The organism is Acinetobacter sp. ACIN00229 (assembly GCF_016106645.1).
GTDB classification, from domain to species: domain Bacteria; phylum Pseudomonadota; class Gammaproteobacteria; order Pseudomonadales; family Moraxellaceae; genus Acinetobacter; species Acinetobacter oleivorans.
The window spans coordinates 202175-222227 of record NZ_JADWOM010000006.1 but is presented as its reverse complement, the minus strand read 5'-3'; the positions used below and the strand labels follow the sequence as shown (position 1 = coordinate 222227).

Sequence of the window (20053 nt, the reverse complement as noted above, 5' to 3'; positions counted from 1 at the left end):
TTTAAATATTAGCATAGGTGATTCTCATAATATGCAAAAATGAAGAAATATAAAATAATATTATAAAATATAAATTCTTTAAGAATGAAATGGCTTTAAGTGTTACTAAATATTTTGTTCTGTAATCTGGCAAAACATTTGAAGTTTGAAAAGTAGGGCTTACCAAGGCAAAACCAAACAACTTACCCACAATTTCACGTGACTAATGATTGTTATGTTATACAAGCAGTCTTAATAAGAATAGTAATTATCGACGCATAAACCCAACACATCTATGTATTTTTTATGGCAATCTAATTCAACTTATGTTGGCTATGACCACAATAAAAGGGATATTTATATGATAAATAAGTGTAAGTGCCATAGCTTAATTTGTTTTAATTGTTAAGATAGAAACCTGAACACATCCATTCTGCCGATGCTAAAACATAGAAAAGCCCATGAAAGACAAGCCGACATTAACATATCAATTGCCGACTCAGTCCTGTTGGACGCATACATGGATAAAACCTCCTTTTTATCATCCCGAGTCAGGGCGTGAATCTGATACACGTTTTTATAACCAACAGCCTAAATCACCGGCTAGAGGCTCAAAAGAGCTATTACGTTGGTTAGTTACACGTGAGTCTTTTACATGGAAAGTTGATATTCAAAATGAATACGATACCCGTGTAAATACGGCTGTGGCATTGCCTCAAAATCGTCCTCAGGCGGATTTAGATGATTGGCAAGTTTGGTTTGTTGGACATGCAACGGTATTAATTCAGATCGGGCCTTATAACTTTATTACCGATCCAGTATGGTGTGATTATGCAAGCCCTTCACAGGGGCGTGGGCCTCGTCGTGTGTGTCCAGCAGGTTTTGCATTAGAACAATTGCCAACGATTCATGGTGTTCTACTCAGTCATAATCATTATGATCATATGGATTTGGCTACGCTTGAGTGGCTACATAAAAAATTCGCAATGCCGATTTACACTGGACTCGGGAATGGCTTTTACCTACCCAAAGAGTTTCATGTGATTGAGATGGATTGGTGGCAAGAAATTCCCTATCACGAACTAAGAATAATCTATACACCTGCACAGCATGGCTCTGGTCGTGGCCTACGTGACCAGAATAAAGCGCTCTGGGGAGGCTTTTCGGTTGTAGCGAAAACAGGTCATTGTTTCTTTGCTGGTGATACGGGTTATGCGGGGCATTTTAAGCAAATTCATGCTCGTTATGGCGCACCACGTGTTGCTTTGCTTCCGATCGGAGCTTATGAGCCTCGCAAGTTAATGAGTTATGTTCATATGAATCCTCAAGATGCTGTGCATGCACATTTAGATTTGCAAGCTCATCGTTCTGTTGCGATTCATTATCGAACTTTTCAGTTGACCGACGAAGACCGAGAAGATCCTGAACATGCGCTAGCTCAAGCAATTAAAGCTTCATCGAAACTTGCGAATCCTTTTTATTGCATTCGAGAAGGGCATAAATTGACTGTATAAAAGTACATCATTTTATATTTAATTAAAAAAGCCAGTTCAATTTGAACTGGCTTTTATCATTCTGACTTAAATTAAGCTAAGTCAAAACGATCAAGATTCGTGACTTTAGTCCATGCCGCTACAAAGTCTTGAACAAATTTTTCTTTACCATCTGCTTGAGCATAAACTTCTACCAGTGCACGCAAGATTGAGTTTGAACCGAATACTAAATCATTACGTGTTGCAGTAAATTTTACGGTGCCCGTTTTGCGGTCTTTGCCTTCAAATACTTCACTTGTTGAATCAACAGGTGCCCATACAGTAGACATGTCGAGTAAGTTCGTGAAGAAGTCTGTGCTGAGTACACCAACCTGCTGAGTGAATACGCCGTGTTGCGAACCATCCCAGTTAGTGCCTAGAACACGTAAACCACCAACCAATGCGGTTAACTCAGGTGCAGTCAAAGTCAGTTGCTGTGCTTTATCAATTAATAATGCTTCGGTTGCTGCATTGACGCCCTCTTTTTTCCAGTTTCTAAAACCATCGGCAAGACCGCGGAGCAATTGGAAAGATTCGACATCAGTTTGGCTTTGTAATGCATCAACACGACCAGAGGCAAATGGAACGCTAATGTTGAAACCTGCCGCTTGAGCAGCTTGCTCTACACCAATGTTACCTGCTAGCACAATTAGATCAGCCAATGAAAGTTGAGTTGAGGCTTTGATTTCTTCAATTTTAGTTAAAGTTTCAACCGCTTTTTTGTTTACTTCCCAATCACGTTGCGGTGATAAGGCAATACGTGCGCCGTTTGCTCCACCACGCTTGTCTCCACCACGGAAAGTTGACGCTGAAGCCCAACCAAGAGAAACCAACTCACCAGCAGATAGTCCTAGTGCAACAATTTTTGCTTTTGCATCAGCAATGCTGGCAGCCGATGGTACAGCACTAGCTACAGGTAATGGATCTTGCCAAATTAAATCTTCAACTGGAACTTCAGGACCTAGATAACGTGCTTTTGGTCCCATATCGCGGTGAGTTAATTTGAACCATGCGCGGGCAAAAGCATTGGCGAAGGCTTGTGGATCGTTAAGGAAGCGACGAGAGATTTTTTCAAACTCAGGATCAAAACGTAAGGTCAAATCTGTAGTCAGCATTGTTGGCTTACGTTTAATTGATGGATCGAATGGATCAGGAATGATCGCTTCAGCATCTGCTGCTACCCATTGAATTGCGCCAGCAGGTGAGCGTTCTTGTACCCACTCGTATTTGAATAGGTTTTCAAAGAAGTAATTGCTCCATTGTGTTGGCGTTTGTGACCAAATGACTTCTAAGCCAGAAGTGATCGCGTCTTTACCAACGCCTGTACCAAAGCTATTTGACCAGCCAAAGCCCATCTGTTCAATTGGAGCACCTTCAGGATCAGCCTGAACATGGTCAGCAGAGCCAGCACCGTGGGTTTTACCTAAAGTATGGCCACCTGCAATTAATGCAACAATTTCTTCGTCATCCATTGCCATGTTGCCGAAAGTCGCACGAATAAATGGTGCAGCCGATTTTGGATCTCCACTGGCTTGCGGACCTTCAGGGTTTACATAAATTAGACCCATTTCGGTTGCAGCGAGATTACTGCCTTCCAATGCTTCAGAGTTTCGATGAGCTAACCATTCTTTTTCATCGCCCCAGTTTACATCGTTGTCTGGTTCCCAAACGTCTTCACGACCCGCACCAAAACCAAAGGTACGGAAGCCAGAAGACTCAAGCGCAATGTTACCGGCAAGAATAAATAAATCTGCCCACGATATTTTTTGACCATATTTTTGTTTAACTGGCCATAGCAAACGGCGTGCTTTATCTAAGCTCGCATTGTCAGGCCAACTATTTAATGGCGCAAAACGTTGCTGACCGCGACCAGCACCACCACGGCCATCGCCCATACGATATGTGCCGGCAGCATGCCATGCTAAACGAATAAATAAGCCTGTATAATTTCCCCAATCGGCTGGCCACCAATCTTGAGAATCGGTTAATACATTTTTGATATCAGCTTTGAGGGTGTAGTAGTCGAGTTTTTTAAATTCTTGACGATAATTAAAATCTTTACCGAGTGGATTAGAACGTTCTGAATGTTGATTGAGTAGGTCGACGCGTAGTTGTTTTGGCCACCAGTGTAAACTAGGCGTGCCACCACCGATCGTTACTTGGGGTTTTGAGTTATGTCCTAAAAAAGGGCATTTTGATTCGTCTGACATGATTATATTCTCTCTGGGTAATAATTATTGAGCTCTTGATAAAGTAGTAGGGCTCATTTTCCTGGACTTCTGGTTTAAAACTCATGTTTATCAAATAAAGAAATGAGAGAACACATGGTGAGAGAAGCCGTTTAAAAAGTCTTTTCACCAAGATTTCGGCTCATTATTTTTAATTTAATAATGCATCAGATTCCTTTAGTTGTTATTCCTCCAATTTACTGCATGAAGGTTAAAAAACAAGAGGAAAAATAAGATGAAGTTTGAAAATAATGATGCATAGAATTACCTCTTCAATTGCTGGAACAACTTAAGATCTTTGAATAACGCTCTTTAAATATAGTAGAAGTAGAGGATTTATTTTTCAAATGGATTAAATTGCAAATATTAATTTAAAAAACCGATTGAAGTTTCGTTTAAAAAGTTGGATATAAGAGAGAAAAGAAATTTTTATATTTAGTTTTATTAAGTTATTTGAAAGAAAAAAGGAGAGCATGGCTCTCCTTTTTTAAATATTATACATTTACGATTCGATTTGATTTGACCATGTCGGCTAGGCCGTGAGTTTTAAAATAGTATTCAAGCCAGCTTTTCACAATGAGTGGGTTATTCATTTTCATAACATCATCAAGTAATTTTTGTGCATCTGTCATAGGTACATGACAAATTGCTTTTCGTACTCGCAAAATATTACTTGAACTCATCGAAAGGGTATTAAAGCCCATCGCCATAAGTAAAATTGCCGATAATGGATCACCTGCCATTTCACCACAAATGCTGATTGGTTTTTTGTGGTCATGGCACTCTTTAACCAAGCGAGATAAAGCACGTAAAATGGATGGGTGGAAATGCGAGTAAACGTTTGCCACATGTGGATTATTACGATCAACTGCGAGTAAGTATTGGGTTAAGTCGTTTGAACCGACTGAGAAGAAATCGACGAGTTCAGCAAACTCATCAATTTGTAGTAATACGCTTGGCACCTCAACCATAATTCCAATTTTAGGCTTGGTAATTTTAACTTGCTCTTCTTCTTGCACCGCAATCCAGTCACGCTCAAGTAAATAAAGTACTTCTTCGACTTCACTTACTGTAGTCACCATTGGCAATAAAATATGCAAATTATTTAGACCAATACTGGCTTTGAGCATGGCGCGAATTTGTGACGAGAAAATCTCAGGATGATCAAGCGTGAAACGAATACCACGCCAGCCTAATGCTGAGTTTTCTTCTTCGATACTGAAATACGGTAAGTCTTTATCGGCACCAATATCGAGAGTTCGCATCACCACAGGTTTGTTGGCGAAGTGGCTTAATTGTTGACGATAAATGGCACGTTGTTCTTCTTCACCTGGGAAGCGTTCCCGTAACATGAATGGAATTTCGCTTCGGTATAGACCCACACCTTGCGCGCCACGTTGTACTCCGCGGACGACATCAATCATGAGACCCGTATTCACATAAAGCTGAACAGATACACCATCTGGCGTAATCGCTTCTTTGGTCTCGTATTGTTTGAGATCTTTTGCGATCTGTTCATCTTCTTTTTGAATTTCTTTATAACGTTGGCGTAAACGACGTGGAGGATTAACAAAAACACGGCCCTGATAGGCATCCACAATCATTTCCGCATCATCAAGTGTGTTAACAGGCAGTTCGGTTACACCAACTACGGTTGGAATACCTAATGCACGAGCCACAATCACCATATGTGAATTGGCTGCACCTTCTGATGTCACAATTGCAGCAATATTGTCTACTGGCAGTTCGACGAGTGCCGCAGTACTAATTTCCTCACCAATTAAAATACTGTCTGGACTGAGTTCACGGTGACTAGAATCTTCTTCTTGCAACGAGGCTAAAATACGTCGGCCTAAATCTTTAAGATCAGAAACTCGCTCACGTAGATAGTCGTCTTCCATTTGTGCAAATAGGGCAGTATGTTTTTCAATCACACGGCGTACTGCACCTTGTGCCCAATGCCCGTCACGAATAAGTTCTTTAATTTCGGCTGGCAATGCATTTTCATCTAGCATTCTTAAGAAAACACTAAATAAAGCGCGTTCTTCTGCCATTAATGAATCATGCATTTTTTCATCTAAAGAACGAATCTCTGAACGAACTGATGAAATGGCTTGATCTAGAAGTCGAAGTTCATGACTAATATCTTCTGCTTCTCGGTCAGGTACTGAGGCTAAATCGGCAGGTGGATATAAAATAATAGCGCGACCTAAAGCAACACCGCCTGCACCTGAAGCACCTTGAAAGGTTTTATAGGCAGGACCATTACTTGGTTTACGAAATACGTCAATATTTCCAACTGCGTGAGCGTGAGCAATAACCCCAGAAAGCTGAGCACACAGAGTGACTAAAAATGACTCGGCTGCTTCGCTAAAATCTTGAGGAAGTTTGTTTTGTACAACCAAAACGCCCATAACCTTACGGCGATACATGACAGGTACGCCAAGGAATGAGTTATAAATTTCTTCGCCTGTTTCCGGTAAATACAAGAAACGCTCATGTTTTGGTGCGTTGTCAAGGTTAACAATTTCTTCACGTTGCCCAACCAGACCGACCAAGCCTTCACCGAGTTGCAGTGAAACGTGGCCCACAGATTCTGGGTTTAAGCCTTTAGAGGCCATCAAAACATAGCGCTGGTTGCGTTCATCGAGTAAATAAATAGAGCAAACATCCACTTTCATGGCTTCAGCAACCTGATTGACCATGATGTCTAACGATTCATGCAAACTGACGGACGCATTAACCTCTTGGACAATGCGCCGTAAAGTGTCGAGTTGCATGTTTGACATGGATGTATACTCCAGTATTTTTTTAGACTATGAATGTATTTATAACAGCACTTTTAATAAAAATCATTTGCTAGATAAATGATTTTTAGGGTAATTGTTGCATCGGCAACTGTGTACACAACTCCACCATGGCTTTACGATAAACATCACGCTTGAAGTTCACCACTTGTCCAAGGGGATACCAATAGCTAACCCACTGCCATTCATCGAATTCGGGTGGGTCGGAGAGGTTTAACTGAATATTTTTTGCATGTGCAGTTAATTTCAGTAAAAACCATTTTTGTTTCTGTCCGATACATACGGGGTCAGAGTCTGACCGAATGTACCGATGTGGCAAACGATAACGCAGCCATCCTTTGGTTTGCGCAATAATCTGGACATGTTCGGGCAATAAGCCGATTTCTTCTCTCAGTTCTCGAAAAAGTGCCTGTTCAGGAGTTTCTCCAAACTGAATGCCTCCTTGTGGAAATTGCCAAGCATTGTGACCAATGCGCTTTGCCCATAAAACCTGTCCATCATCGTTTGCCAAAATGATCCCGACATTCGGTCGGAAACCTTCTGAGTCGATCATTTGGCTACCTAAATATTGTCTATATCGTTGACTTTAATCGCGGGGACAAACACTTTTTTATGTCCAGCTCGAAAAGATCAAAGTAAAATGTTTAAATTGCTACGATCTTAACGAATTTCTATCGACTAGCGGAGATAGATTTACATTTTTTTTCTTAAATTTCAGTTTAAACGAGAATTTTCATGAAACTGGCGTTGTTTGATTTAGACCATACCTTGTTAAATACCGATTCAGACCACTCGTGGGGTGAATTTTTAGTCAATGAAGGTTTGGTTGATCCGGTTCATCATCGTCAGATGAATGATAAATTTTATGAAGATTACAAAGCAGGACAACTTGACCCATATGCTTATAATGAATTTGTCTTTGGATTTTTAACAAAGCACGACAATAATTATTTAACTGAACTTCACCAGTTGTTCATGCAAAAAGTGATTCGCCCACAAATGCGTCCTAAGGGTTTTGATGCAATCAAAAAACATCAAGATTTAGGTCATACGATTGTCGGAATTACTGCAACAAGTGATTTTATTACTGCACCAATTTTCCGTGAATTTGGAATTACAGAAATTTTGGCAACCAATGCTGAAGTTGCTGAGGGGAAATATACAGGTAAAGTTGCTGGTTTGGCGTGTTACCAAAAGGGCAAACTTGCACGTCTAGATGACTGGTTAGCTGGGCGCAGCGTCTCTGAGTCTTGGGCGTATTCAGATTCAATCAATGACCGTTTTTTACTTGAATATGCAACCCATGCGATTGCGGTAAATCCTGATGATCGTCTAGAAAAGTTAGCTCAAGAGCACAACTGGGAAATTCAGGACTGGTCGATTTAATTTAAAAGCAAGAGCTTCTTGGAAAAAATAAGTTTTTAGAAGCTCTTTAATAAATTACTTAACTTTCTCTGTAGTATGCCAAATATTTGGGTCAGGGTTTTGTTGATGCCAAAGCTTAAATTGAGTCCGCCATTGTTGAAAGGGTGCCGTTAACTTAGGGCGTGGGTCATCACTTAAACTATAAGCCATGCCTTCTACTAGCCATTTGGGTTTAGTCAGCATTGCTATATTTCCCCATTCTTCGGCTTGACGGTGATGAATAAGCTCATGGGTGATGTAGAAATCTTTCCAGCCACGCGGTGCAACCAATAAACCCAAATTACCAACAGCTTTAGCGGCTGCTTTTTCCATACCAAAGGTATTTGCACATTGTGGAGTTGAGCAAAAAACCATAGTGGGTTGTTGATGAAAAGCACCTACTTTATCTTGGGTCTCTTTTAATGCCTGATTATAAAGTATCTTTGCAAGAGGCTCTGTCTTTGGATCATCTACACATATCTGACCATCACACTGTAACAATAACAGGTGATGGGCGAAAACAACACGTATCGGTTTAAACCAAATAAATGTAACTAGAACTAACACAGCTAAAGTTATGAAGCCGTATAAACCGATTTTAATTATCTTTGAATATTGATTCTTCACGATCATGAATCTTAAGTGAAAAGTATAATGATAGTAGAGAAAAGGATATATATTTACAGTATCATTTCTAATCAATATATAACTTTATTAATTAAAATAGCATGGCTAAAGACAAGCGCACTAAAAATGAAAGTAGTAGTGGTTTCTTTCAAGAGTTTATAGATCAGCTCATTACTGCTATTTTTGGTGAATTACTTATTTATATCATTGCTTTACTGTTTATGAGTGCATTTGGCGGAATTATTTTCGCTGCTATATGTTTCAGTTGGGGCGTTCTGTTTTTACTACTACCTTTTGCTGTTTTAATTTATATTCTTTTTAAAAAATATAGTCGTTAATTCAATTATTCCTGCATCATTTTAATGAGTTCTTGCATAGCTCTAGATTGAGTACGTGCAGGATGCCACACCATGCCTAATTGGCGATTCATTTCTACATCTAAATCAAGTTGCTGCATATCTTGATTCAGTAGAGTTTTTGGTAGTACTGACCAACCTAAACCAATCGACACCAACATGCGAATAGACTCAAGAGGGTTATTACTCATGGTGATTTTTGGTTTAAGCCCTTGTTTTTCAAACTCGGCTAATGTGATTTGAGCTGTGTAAGTTTGTGCAGCGGGTAATAAGCTTGGGTATTCAATTAAATCTTGTAAGGTCAGATGCTCTTTTTGTGCAAGTGGGTGAAATGGCGCAGCAACAAAAACTAAAGGATCATTCCAGATTGTAATGTAGTTAAGGCGCTCATCACCTGAAGGAGGAAGTGTTAAAAATGCTAACTCCAAATCACCAGCAAGTACTTGTTCATGGGCTTGCTCTGAATCAACAAAATGCACGTCTAAAGTAACCTGCGGAAATTGTTGAACAAAGTGTTTAAGTGGAGACGGTAAATGATGCAAGCCAATATGGTGACTCGTACCGACTTTTAAGCGGCCTTGCACCTGAGTTTGTTCATGGCTAAGCGTATGGTGGATATCTCCAAGCTCATTTAGCCAGTTTTTAACTTTTGGTAATAATGAATGTGCAGCATGAGTTGCCTGCACACCTCGGCCTGCGGACTCAAAAAGTTTTACACCAAAATATTCTTCTAAGCTGTGAATACGTTTGGTAACAGCAGGTTGAGTAATAAATAATTGATCTGCTGCCACAGAGATAGACCCTGTTTCCATAACTTTTACAAAAGCTTCAAAGGCTGCAAGATTCATAATACAACTCAACTTGGAATAGAAAAATCGAGGGGCTAAAGTTGCCGAGCCAAAATCGTATCATGCTTGCAGCAAAACGAGTGAGAAAGTTGTGAATTACCGCACTAATCTTAGCCTAAGCCGTTGTTTCTTTTTCGGCTAAGGCTGATACACGGCGATCTTTAGCTGCCCAAACTTTTTCATGGAAGAAAAAAGCAAAGGCTTGTACGGTTGGTTCGAGCATGCTTAGGGTCAAAGCCATCCAGATATTACCTGTTACAAAGTATGCAACTATCATTGCTACACTAATATGCATAATGTAATAGCTGAAGGTTTTCTTTAAGGTACGTTGATTATTTATAACGAATTTTTGGATATTAGCCATGATCATTCTCTTTAGCCGCTTTGATATTTTTAGTATAGAGATGAGAGTATAAGATTAAAAATTGATTATGCAAATGATAATCATTAACAAAAACGATTTATTAAATTTGCGATACCTCAAAGGAATTATAATTTATTCCAAAAAGTTTTCTAATTTATAAAAATGATAAATTAGATTTATGTGAAACTCTGGCTATAATCGAAGAAAGATTAGAATTACCCAGTCCAATGGAGCAAGACGACATGGCAGGCAAAACTTTATATGACAAATTGTGGGATGACCACGTTGTTTCACAGCGTGATGATGGCTCATGTTTACTTTATATTGACCGTCATTTATTGCATGAAGTGACTAGTCCACAAGCATTTGAAGGTTTGCAACTTGCAGGTCGTCAACCATGGCGTTTAAGTGCAAACGTTGCTACACCGGACCATAACGTTCCAACTTCTAAAAAAGAACGTGACCAAGGTATCGCAGGTATTGAAGATGATACGTCTCGTATTCAAGTTCAAACCTTAGATGACAACTGTAAAGCTTTTAATATTGTTGAATTCAGCATTAATGATATCCGTCAGGGTATTGTGCATGTGGTTGGTCCTGAACAGGGCTTAACTTTACCCGGCATGACAGTCGTATGTGGTGATTCACATACAGCTACTCACGGTGCTTTCGGTTGCTTGGCACATGGTATTGGAACTTCTGAAGTTGAACATGTGTTAGCAACACAATGTTTGATCCAGAAAAAATCTAAAAACATGTTAGTACGTGTAGATGGCGTATTAGGTAAAGGCGTCACACCAAAAGATGTTGTGTTGGCAATCATTGCTAAAATTGGTACTGCTGGTGGTACAGGCTATGCAATTGAATTCGGTGGTCAAGTTTTCCGTGATATGTCGATCGAAGGGCGTATGACGGTATGTAACATGGCGATTGAAGCTGGTGCACGTGTCGGTATGGTTGCAGTTGATGACAAAACTGTTGAATACGTGAAAGGCCGTAGCTACGCACCAAAAGGCGAGCAATGGGAACAAGCAGTTGCTTATTGGGACACTTTGCATTCAGATGAAGATGCAGTGTTTGATGCAATCGTTGAATTAAATGGCGCAGAGATCGAGCCACAAGTGTCTTGGGGAACTTCACCTGAGATGGTTATTCCGGTCACAGAAGCTGTACCAACTTTAGAACAAGCGAAAGATGACGTTCAACGTAATGACTGGACGCGTGCTTATCAATATATGGGCTTAAATGCAGGTCAAGCATTAGCGGATATTCAACTTGATCGTGTCTTCATTGGTTCTTGCACTAACTCTCGTATTGAAGATATTCGTGCTGCGGCTGAAGTGGTTAAAGGCCGTAAAGTAGCCTCTAGCATTAAGCAAGCCATGATTGTTCCGGGTTCAGGTTTAGTGAAACAACAGGCAGAAAAAGAAGGATTGGATAAAATCTTCTTGGAAGCTGGTTTTGAATGGCGTGAACCGGGTTGTTCAATGTGTTTAGCAATGAATGCAGATAAGTTACAACCGGGTGAACACTGCGCATCGACGTCTAACCGTAACTTCGAAGGTCGTCAAGGCAATGGTGGTCGCACTCACTTGGTGAGCCCGGCAATGGCGGCAGCGGCTGCAATCGCAGGTCACTTTGTTGATGTTCGTTCATTTTAATTCGGTCTGGAGCAAACCATGAAAGCTTATACAGTTGAACAAGGTATCGTTGCACCATTAGATCGTGCCAATGTTGATACAGATTTAATTATTCCAAAACAGTTTTTGAAATCAATCAAACGTACTGGTTTTGGCGATAACTTATTTGATGAACTTCGTTATTTAGATGAAGGTTATCCCGGACAAGATAACTCGGTACGTCCAAAAAATCCGGATTTCGTTTTGAACCAACCACGTTATCAAGGCGCAAATGTTTTAATTGCTCGTACTAACTTTGGTTGTGGCTCAAGCCGTGAGCATGCGCCTTGGGCATTAAATGAATACGGTTTCCGTACTGTTATTGCACCAAGCTTTGCTGATATTTTCTTTAATAACTGTTTTAAAAATGGCATGTTACCTGTCATTTTGTCAGAAGAAATTGTTGATCAGTTATTTAAAGAATGTGCAGCAAATGAAGGATATCAATTAACAATTGATTTAGCTGCTCAGGAAGTACGCACGCCAACAGGTGAAGCTTTTAAATTTGAAGTTGACCCATTTCGCAAGCATTGCTTGTTAAATGGCTTGGATGATATTGGTTTAACCCTTCAAAATGCCGATGCTATTCGTGCTTATGAAGAAAAAACTAAACAAGTTCGTCCTTGGGTATTCCAAGAGTTAAATTAACCTTTTGGTACATTTTAAACATAGCCATGGCGTAGTGTTCAAACTCTTGCTAACATGCTAAAGCATAAAAACACCTTAAAATTATGCACTAGATGAGGATTGGGCTTGAACAATGAAGAGGAACGTTACTCATAGCTTTTTGTTGAGCCTGTGCGCAATAACACTCAGTGCTTGTCAGAGCACGTACAATGTAGTGGATACTGTCCGTATTAAGCAGGCTGAACAAGAAAATTTGGGGCAGAATGCAGCAATATATTGTTCGGGCGCGAAGAGTTGTGAATTTGAACGACTAAATGATATTACTGTAGTGGATGCGCAAACACGACGAATTAGTAATCAGGCAATTCATCAAGGAATTGTAAGATTGCATGGTTCAGTGCTTGGTCAAACCAACAGTTTATATTTATCTGTGCCCGCTAAACAATATGAAGTGGTGATCCGTTTCTATCCGATTTCTCCAGATCGGGCAGAAACATTTCATGTGATTCACCAGTTTAATGCCAACCATCGCTATACTTTTAAAATGTACCGAGACAAATCTAACCGTTCGGGTAGTTTGCTCAATGTTTCTGTACCAGATCCATTATGTGTCGATTTAGATCAGGATGGGCGTGTAATTCGCCGTTTTTGTCGACCATTTGATGTAACAACAGGGCTAGGCGAGTTCCTTGAACAGAAAAAACTAACACCGCGGTAAATATAACGCTGCTTGTTTTTGGAAAATGGAAAAAGTTCATGTCTAAACAGATTTTAATTTTAGCTGGTGATGGTATTGGTCCTGAAATTGTTGGGGCAGCAGAAAAAGTATTAAATACAGTAAATGAAAAATTTAATTTATCTTTGACTTGGGAACATGGTCTATTGGGCGGCGCAGCAATTGATGCGCATGGTGAACCGTATCCAGCTGTAACGAGTGAACAAGCAAAAAAAGCTGATGCAATTTTATTAGGTGCGGTAGGCGGACCAAAATGGGATGCGATTGAGCGCTCTATTCGTCCTGAACGTGGTCTTTTAAAAATTCGTAGTGAACTTAACTTGTTTGCTAACTTGCGCCCAGCGATTTTATATCCGCAATTAGCAGATGCTTCTAGCTTAAAACCTGAAATTGTTGCTGGCTTAGATATTTTAATTGTTCGTGAATTGACTGGTGGTATCTATTTCGGTCAGCCACGTGGTATTCGTGAACTCGAAAACGGCGAAAAACAAGGCTATAACACAGACGTTTATTCTGAAAGCGAAATTAAGCGTATAGCAAAAGTAGCTTTTGAACTTGCAGGGTTACGTGGTGGTAAAGTTTGTTCGGTCGATAAAGCCAACGTTTTAGAAGTTACAGAACTTTGGAAGCAAACAGTTACTGATTTACAGCAAGCAAGTTATTCAAACATTCAGCTTTCACATATGTATGTCGACAATGCTGCAATGCAACTTGTACGTGCGCCTAAACAGTTTGACGTGATCGTAACGGGTAACTTATTTGGCGATATCTTGTCTGATGAAGCAGCAATGCTTACAGGTTCAATCGGTATGTTGCCATCGGCATCGTTGGATGAAAATGGCAAAGGTATGTATGAGCCTTGTCATGGTTCTGCACCTGACATCGCGGGCCAAAATGTGGCTAACCCATTAGCAACGATTCTTTCTGTTGCAATGATGCTTCGTTATACTTTCCGCGAAGAAGCTGCTGCAAAAGCAATTGAAGATGCTGTAGGTCAAGTACTTGATCAAGGCTTGCGTACAGCAGATATTATGTCTGAAGGTATGACAAAAGTTGGTACAGCTGAAATGGGGGAGGCAGTTGTCGCTGCTCTTGCTTAATCGCTAATTTACTAAAAAAACGCAGCCTAATCGCTGCGTTTTTTTGTGCCTATGTTTTAGCAGGCTTTACCTTCATATTGAATAGACTCGGCAATATCATTCTTCAGCTGAAAAATAACTTTGCAGTTGAAATTTAAATCGTAAGAATTGCCACCCAAATTTCCTGATTGTATAGCGACAGAATTACCTCTCATGTCGACATTAGTCACCATCGGGATTGGAATGTTTAATGGCCGTAAAATCGTATAGATAAGTTGATTGGATGTTTTCTGGGGAGTGTTTGCGACTTGAAAACCAAGACTTCGTAGATTGATATCTTGCCGAATGGTGTTCGATGATTTGCCTAGAAAGCCCTTTAAATATTCTTGTAAATCTATAGATTGGCGTGGATGGCTAGTACAACCGCTCACATTCATTATGATTAAACAAAGTAGGCCAATTTGATATCGGGTATCTATATTCATTTTTATCTCAATAAAAAAATTATATTTATTATTAAAGAACAATAGGTTGGATTTGAATACTTGTAAAGTAAAAAAGGAAGATTATGATAAATAGAAGGTAAATTTGTCTTGCGATTTATCATTACATTCAAATCGTTTTAATAATAATTTCATAGAAAACTTAAGGAAGAAAAGTATGAAAAAAATAGTTTTTGCTTTTTTATGCATCTTTGGAATGACTGCGGTCTATGCAGATAACTGTGATAGTGCCCGAAATACTTACGATGATATTTACTGTACAAATAAAATTTATGCGAGTGCTGATGCAGATCTGAACAAGAACTATCAAGCATTGCGCGTAAAATTAAATACGGCGCAAAAAAATATTCTTAAAAAATCTCAACTCGCGTGGATACGTCAACGTGATGCAGATTGTACAGATTCAAATAGGAATAGCGTAGACGTGCAATGTCGTTTACAGACAACGCAAGAAAGAAACCATTGGCTGCAAGAAAGATTGCGTGAATGCCAAACGGTGGGATGTAAAACCAGTCGCTTAAGTGAATAAACAACGCAATAAAAAAGCCACATCATAAAGTGGCTTTTTTGCATTCACTAATTAGCGAGCACGGTACGTAATACGACCTTTAGTGAGGTCATATGGAGTCATTTCGACTTTTACACTGTCGCCAGTAAGAATACGAATATAGTGTTTACGCATTTTACCAGAAATGTGTGCAATAACTTCGTGACCGTTTTCAAGACGTACACGGAACATCGTATTAGGAAGCGTTTCGGTGACAACGCCTTCGAACTCAATGAGTTCCTCTTTATTGGCCATAGCCTACCTGATGATCAAATTGGAAAGGCGCAAATTATAGTCAATTTATTTAAAAAAAACAAGATAGACATCCTTTTGCTAAAGCATCTGGTTAAAGTATGACTAATAAAAAAAGATGTAATTTTTTTCATAAAAGAAGAGTAATTCTGTTGTCAGTTTGGTCAATCAACGCTAATCTAAAATCATAGTTATTAGGGACTGTTAATTGCGTAAAGGTCAACAGCCCTAAATATCAATGAAGTATCTACATGGAAGGGCACTGCGTGGGTCAGCTAACAGATGCATCAGTTGTATTACGCTTTGGCTATCAAGCGATTCGTCGTGCGGGTTTGCCAACAGAAGAAATATTAACCAAAGCGGGAGTTGCTTTAAATCAGGTTGATACAAATGCACGTACACCGTTAAGTGCACAGTACGCCTTTTGGACTGCCGCTCAGGAAGTCAGTAAAGATCCAGATATCGGTCTGCATTTAGGCGAGCATTTGCCTTTGTACCGTGGTCAGGTCATTGAACATCTATTTATTAGTAGTGAAACTTTTGGTGAAGGTCTAAAACGGGCCTTGGCTTATCAGCGACTCATTAGTGATGCTTTTGATGCAAAACTAGTCATTGAGGAAGGGCGTTGTTATTTAACCAATGGCCAACAGATCGGTGCTGATAATCTTGTTAATCGACATTTCTCTGAATGTGCAATTTCGGGCATCCTTAGATTTTTTAAATTTATTACCGAAGGGCAATTTCATCCCATCTTCATCGATTTTAATTTTAGCGAAGGTGCTTCTGAGGATGAATATTTCCGAGTATATGGCTGTCCAGTCAGTTTAGGCCAAAAAGAGACACGTTTATATTTTGATCCAGCTATTCTAGATTTTCAGCTTTGGCAAGCAGAGCCTGAGTTATTGCAGTTGCATGAGCAGCTCGCGATTGAAAAATTACAGGAATTAGCTCGTTATGATTTAGTGGGTGAAGTTCGTCGCGCAATTGGTTCAACGTTGGAAAGTGGAGAAACAACCTTAGAAACGGTTGCTGCTCAGTTGAATATTACTCCACGTCGCTTACGTACTCAGCTAAGCGAAGCCAATACTAGTTTTCAGCAAATCTTGTCAGATTATCGTTGTCGATTAGCTAAAAAACTTTTGGCAAATACCAACGAGAGTGTTGAGCGTATTGTGTATTTAACTGGCTTCTCTGAACCGAGTACGTTCTACCGCGCATTTAAGCGTTGGACGAATGAGACACCGGTTGAATACCGTAAACGTAAACAACATCGGTAGAAACATACAGCATTTGGCTAAGCTTACTCAGGTAAGTTTAGCCAATGTGGTCCAAGCGGTGGCTGTGGCAAATCAAACTGCTCAGGATAATTACACTGAATAAAATAAAGACCGTCGGGTGGGGCTGTTACTCCTGCCGCTTTACGATCCTGTGCAGCAAACATTGTATCGATATGATCAATTTCATACATACCTTGACCAATTTCAAGTAAGCATCCAACAATGTTGCGAACCATATGGTGTAAAAAACCATCTGCTTCAATATCTAAAACCAAATAGCGCCCATGTTCAAATAAGCGACAATGTTTTACATGTCGAACAGGCTGATTTGATTGGCACGCTGCTGCGCGGAAGCTTTCAAAGTTATGAGTGCCTTCAAATTTACTTGCCGCTTCAATCATCTTTTTCACATCTAACTTTTGGTAAACGTGAGTAACTTGTTTATGCAGGAGTGCAGGGCGATGAGGCGTGTTATATATAATGTAGCGGTAACGTCGAGCAGTTGCTTTAAAGCGGGCATGAAAACTTTCATCCATCAGCTTAATCCACTGAATGGAAATATCTTTAGGCAGCTGACTATTTGCCCCTCTTAACCACCCCGTCTCTGGACGAATGGCATGAGTATCGAAGTGTGCCACCATATTTGTCGCATGTACTCCTGCATCGGTACGACCAGCACCATGGAGAGCTATAGGTTCATTTGCGACTTTGCTAAGCACACGTTCAATAGTTTCTTGTACGCTGGCAACGCCTGGCTGTTGTGTTTGCCAACCTCGATATTGAACTCCGCTAAATTCAATACCGACTGCATAACGTTGCATGGCTTTACCTCTATTTAATGCAAATTTTCGTTCCAATGGCTGAACCATTGTTCTGGGGTTGGGTATTTTAAATAGATTTGAAGTGCTTTTGCATAAAGATCTGCATGACTATGCGCATCACTAATGACAATTTTTGCAGTTTTGGCCCAAGCACTAATCGCATAACGTTGATCAATACCACCAAACGTCACCTGTGTCGTGAGAATCGGAACACAACCATGAGTATACAGTTCATCTAAGGTTGCCAATAATTCAGGGTTTACTGCAATATTGCCTGTACCAAAGCCTTGTAACACCAAGAAGTGTGGTGGGGCAGGAAGTAAGTGACGTAATTGCTGTACCAAGTGCTGTGTTGCAATCGGTTGCATCATCCAGTTCAAAATCTGGAATGAAGCCGCTTTTTCAATTTGAGCATCTTGTACGATCAATTCATTTTGCTGAGGCGTAAACTCAACTTCACTACTTAAACCTGAAAATGCATCGAGTTCAGTCGTATGCGTTTTTAATGCAGTTTGTGCATGGAATACTTGATGATGGAATGCAAGATATGCACCTACAGGTAGGGCAATTACTTGTTCTAATGCAAGATATAAGTTCTCAATTGCATCAGTAAATTCACGAGTATTATCACCTTGAACATTGAGTAATGGGTATTGGCTACCAGTAATCACAATATGACAGCTTTGGCCTAAAAAACGGGCTAGGGTTGCAGCACCATAACTAAGAGTATCTGTACCATGAATAACGACGAAGTGCTGATAACCTTCGAGTTGGAGCTGTTGTATACGTTGAATAAGACTTAGCCAATCGGGCGCTGTACAAGCGCTGCTATCTACAATATTTGGGGCAGCAAAACAGTCAACTGTTAAGTGGGGTGGTATAACTTTTTCAAGTTGAGGCAAGAATTGGTCATATGGCATAGGCGCTAAAGGTTCACCTACACAGCCAAAAGTACCACCCATATAAAATAAGGCAATTTTTTTCATCTTTTTCAGGCACAAAAGCAGTCATCTTTGACTGCTTATGGTAAAACGATCGGCCTTAAGAAGCTATGCGATTTAGTAGATTTTTCGCGCGTTGTTGTTGCTCTGTGTTGAATTTTTGCTCATTACTTGCCAACAAGGCATGTGCTGCTGGGTAAGCACCTAATTTGATGTATTGTTCTGCAAGTTGTAAGTCGAGCTCATTTTCATCTAACTGTTTTAATTCTGGAAATGCGTCTAGAAGTGAATCCTCTATTTGAGTTTGAGTTGCCTCTTCATTGACTGCCTTTATATGGTTTTGAGTTTCAATCTCTGGTGCTGTAACTAGCACTGGCTCATCTATCGAAAACTCAAGAGAGGCGATTGAAGTTGCTTCTAATGGCGCTTGTTCTACGAGTGTAAGTTCATCTAATGATGGAGCTTGTTCAACAGATTTTGTCTCTGAACTTGAAGGATTTAAGTCAAGGTTAAAATCTAATGCATTGACGCTATTTTCTTGAGCTGCTTTTACCTCTACTGCTTGAGCTTTTTCCTCAGTTTCATGCAGAGGTGCCAAGTCAAAAGAAAACTCTAAATCAGCTAGCTCATTTTTTTCTTGAGATGACGATACTTCTGGTACTTGCTCAGATGTTGATACTTCTGGTTCATGTACAGGTTGGCTGGTAGTTTCGGTAGCAGTAGTTTTTTCGAGTGAAAAGTTAAATTCTAAAAGTTTAACTTCAACAGCAGGTTCTTGTTTTACCGGTGTATAGTCTTTCTGCAAGTCATCAAAAGAAGCTTCAGAAGAACTTGTTGTTAACTGATCAAACTGAGCTGTAGTGTCTGGTGCATTTTTTGGTTCTTCATATGTTTGAGCTTGAGGAAAATCGATGGTATCAGATTGGCTAGATGACTCATGTTCTGTTTTTCGTAATGTCTCATATTCTTTTTGTCGAGCTTCTGCTTGAGTCACTATTTCATTTAATGCCAAGCTACGAATATGGCTAATCAGTTGTGTTATAGCAAACTCATCTTTTTGTGCAATATGAACTTCAAGTAACAATAAATAAAGCGCATGCTGAGTATTGTCTTTTTTTAACGCCTGATTGACTTGAGCTTCAGCAGCTGAATATTGCTTTTCTTGAATGAGCTGTTGAATTTTTTGATGTACAGCCTCTGGAACAGGAGTGCTTTGTGGAACAGGTGGAAGAGTATCTTCTACTACATTTACTTTGCTTTTTTCACGCGAGCTTTTACTCGATTTAGAGTTCGCTTTTTTATTGGTTTTTTTGTTTACCGTTTTAGGAGAAGTGGCCTCTTGTTTCTGGCTATTCTCGCGTTTTTTAAAAATAACAGCGACCACGAGTAATATGATGAACGGAATCACATATAACATTACTTTCCCCTTAAAAAATAAATATTTGC

Annotated in this window: 20 protein-coding genes; 9 read left to right on the top strand and 11 right to left on the bottom strand. The window is 39.8% G+C overall.

Features of this window, described 5'->3' with window-relative positions; translation table 11 throughout:
• Positions 1–440 precede the first annotated feature (440 nt).
• Positions 441–1493 carry an MBL fold metallo-hydrolase gene (locus tag I7H67_RS07800; RefSeq protein ID WP_005302032.1) on the top strand — a complete coding sequence of 351 codons (1053 nt, stop codon included), beginning with the start codon at positions 441–443 and terminating at the stop codon, positions 1491–1493.
• A gap of 71 nt (positions 1494–1564) precedes the next feature.
• Here the strand turns inward: I7H67_RS07800 and katG are convergent, their stop codons facing one another.
• From katG to I7H67_RS07785, 3 genes are all read right to left on the bottom strand, one after another.
• A complete protein-coding gene (gene katG / locus I7H67_RS07795; protein WP_198307512.1) occupies positions 1565–3721 on the bottom strand; it encodes a catalase/peroxidase HPI in 2157 nt (718 codons plus the stop codon).
• A 512-nt stretch (positions 3722–4233) separates the two neighbouring features.
• Positions 4234–6528, bottom strand: a complete 2295-nt coding sequence (gene ptsP, locus I7H67_RS07790) for a phosphoenolpyruvate--protein phosphotransferase (protein WP_004794867.1) — start codon at positions 6526–6528, stop codon at positions 4234–4236.
• A gap of 85 nt (positions 6529–6613) precedes the next feature.
• Positions 6614–7099, bottom strand: a complete 486-nt coding sequence (locus tag I7H67_RS07785; RefSeq protein WP_004794866.1) for an RNA pyrophosphohydrolase — start codon at positions 7097–7099, stop codon at positions 6614–6616.
• Between the two features lie 182 nt (positions 7100–7281).
• On the opposite strand from I7H67_RS07785, the gene I7H67_RS07780 reads away from it, so the two are divergent.
• Positions 7282–7932: an HAD family hydrolase gene (locus I7H67_RS07780; RefSeq protein WP_151988875.1), complete on the top strand. Its 651-nt coding sequence runs from the start codon at positions 7282–7284 to the stop codon at positions 7930–7932.
• 54 nt (positions 7933–7986) lie between these two features.
• On the opposite strand, the gene I7H67_RS07775 is transcribed toward I7H67_RS07780, so the two are convergent.
• Complete coding sequence (locus tag I7H67_RS07775; RefSeq protein ID WP_198307511.1) at positions 7987–8583, bottom strand: hypothetical protein; 597 nt, start codon at positions 8581–8583, stop codon at positions 7987–7989.
• A 95-nt stretch (positions 8584–8678) separates the two neighbouring features.
• Between I7H67_RS07775 and I7H67_RS07770 the strand changes: the two genes are divergently transcribed.
• A complete protein-coding gene (locus I7H67_RS07770) occupies positions 8679–8915 on the top strand; it encodes a hypothetical protein (protein ID WP_013199030.1) in 237 nt (78 codons plus the stop codon).
• 5 nt (positions 8916–8920) lie between these two features.
• Here the strand turns inward: I7H67_RS07770 and I7H67_RS07765 are convergent, their stop codons facing one another.
• Positions 8921–9781 (bottom strand): LysR family transcriptional regulator, encoded by an 861-nt coding sequence (locus I7H67_RS07765; protein WP_049837940.1) that lies wholly within the window; start codon positions 9779–9781, stop codon positions 8921–8923.
• 115 nt (positions 9782–9896) lie between these two features.
• Entirely contained in the window at positions 9897–10151 is a 255-nt protein-coding gene (locus tag I7H67_RS07760) for a DUF2061 domain-containing protein (protein ID WP_171056858.1), read from the bottom strand.
• A 236-nt stretch (positions 10152–10387) separates the two neighbouring features.
• On the opposite strand from I7H67_RS07760, the gene leuC reads away from it, so the two are divergent.
• From leuC to leuB, 4 genes are all read left to right on the top strand, one after another.
• Positions 10388–11806 carry a 3-isopropylmalate dehydratase large subunit gene (gene leuC, locus I7H67_RS07755; protein ID WP_198307510.1) on the top strand — a complete coding sequence of 473 codons (1419 nt, stop codon included), beginning with the start codon at positions 10388–10390 and terminating at the stop codon, positions 11804–11806.
• A gap of 18 nt (positions 11807–11824) precedes the next feature.
• Complete coding sequence (gene leuD / locus I7H67_RS07750; protein ID WP_003654711.1) at positions 11825–12472, top strand: 3-isopropylmalate dehydratase small subunit; 648 nt, start codon at positions 11825–11827, stop codon at positions 12470–12472.
• A gap of 112 nt (positions 12473–12584) precedes the next feature.
• Positions 12585–13169, top strand: a complete 585-nt coding sequence (locus I7H67_RS07745) for a hypothetical protein (RefSeq protein WP_005302052.1) — start codon at positions 12585–12587, stop codon at positions 13167–13169.
• Positions 13170–13207: 38 nt separating this feature from the next.
• The gene (gene leuB, locus I7H67_RS07740; protein WP_004640985.1) at positions 13208–14287 is read left to right on the top strand and encodes a 3-isopropylmalate dehydrogenase; all 1080 of its coding nucleotides are present in this window, start codon (positions 13208–13210) and stop codon (positions 14285–14287) included.
• Positions 14288–14343: 56 nt separating this feature from the next.
• Here the strand turns inward: leuB and I7H67_RS07735 are convergent, their stop codons facing one another.
• Positions 14344–14751 (bottom strand): hypothetical protein, encoded by a 408-nt coding sequence (locus tag I7H67_RS07735; RefSeq protein WP_198307509.1) that lies wholly within the window; start codon positions 14749–14751, stop codon positions 14344–14346.
• Positions 14752–14926: 175 nt separating this feature from the next.
• Here I7H67_RS07735 and I7H67_RS07730 point away from each other — a divergent pair, with 175 nt between their 5' ends.
• On the top strand, positions 14927–15298 hold the full coding sequence (locus I7H67_RS07730) for a lysozyme inhibitor LprI family protein (RefSeq protein WP_198307508.1): 372 nt from the start codon (positions 14927–14929) through the stop codon (positions 15296–15298).
• Positions 15299–15349: 51 nt separating this feature from the next.
• Here the strand turns inward: I7H67_RS07730 and infA are convergent, their stop codons facing one another.
• Complete coding sequence (gene infA / locus I7H67_RS07725) at positions 15350–15571, bottom strand: translation initiation factor IF-1 (protein ID WP_001284370.1); 222 nt, start codon at positions 15569–15571, stop codon at positions 15350–15352.
• Positions 15572–15834: 263 nt separating this feature from the next.
• Here infA and I7H67_RS07720 point away from each other — a divergent pair, with 263 nt between their 5' ends.
• Complete coding sequence (locus tag I7H67_RS07720) at positions 15835–16845, top strand: AraC family transcriptional regulator (RefSeq protein WP_005302061.1); 1011 nt, start codon at positions 15835–15837, stop codon at positions 16843–16845.
• A 23-nt stretch (positions 16846–16868) separates the two neighbouring features.
• Here the strand turns inward: I7H67_RS07720 and truA are convergent, their stop codons facing one another.
• From truA to I7H67_RS07705, 3 genes are read right to left on the bottom strand one after another with little or no spacing between them, the layout of a single operon-like run.
• Entirely contained in the window at positions 16869–17666 is a 798-nt protein-coding gene (gene truA / locus I7H67_RS07715) for a tRNA pseudouridine(38-40) synthase TruA (RefSeq protein ID WP_004794850.1), read from the bottom strand.
• Positions 17667–17680: 14 nt separating this feature from the next.
• The gene (locus tag I7H67_RS07710) at positions 17681–18652 is read right to left on the bottom strand and encodes an asparaginase (protein ID WP_198307507.1); all 972 of its coding nucleotides are present in this window, start codon (positions 18650–18652) and stop codon (positions 17681–17683) included.
• Between the two features lie 55 nt (positions 18653–18707).
• Positions 18708–20024, bottom strand: a complete 1317-nt coding sequence (locus I7H67_RS07705) for a hypothetical protein (protein WP_198307506.1) — start codon at positions 20022–20024, stop codon at positions 18708–18710.
• Positions 20025–20053 lie beyond the last annotated feature (29 nt).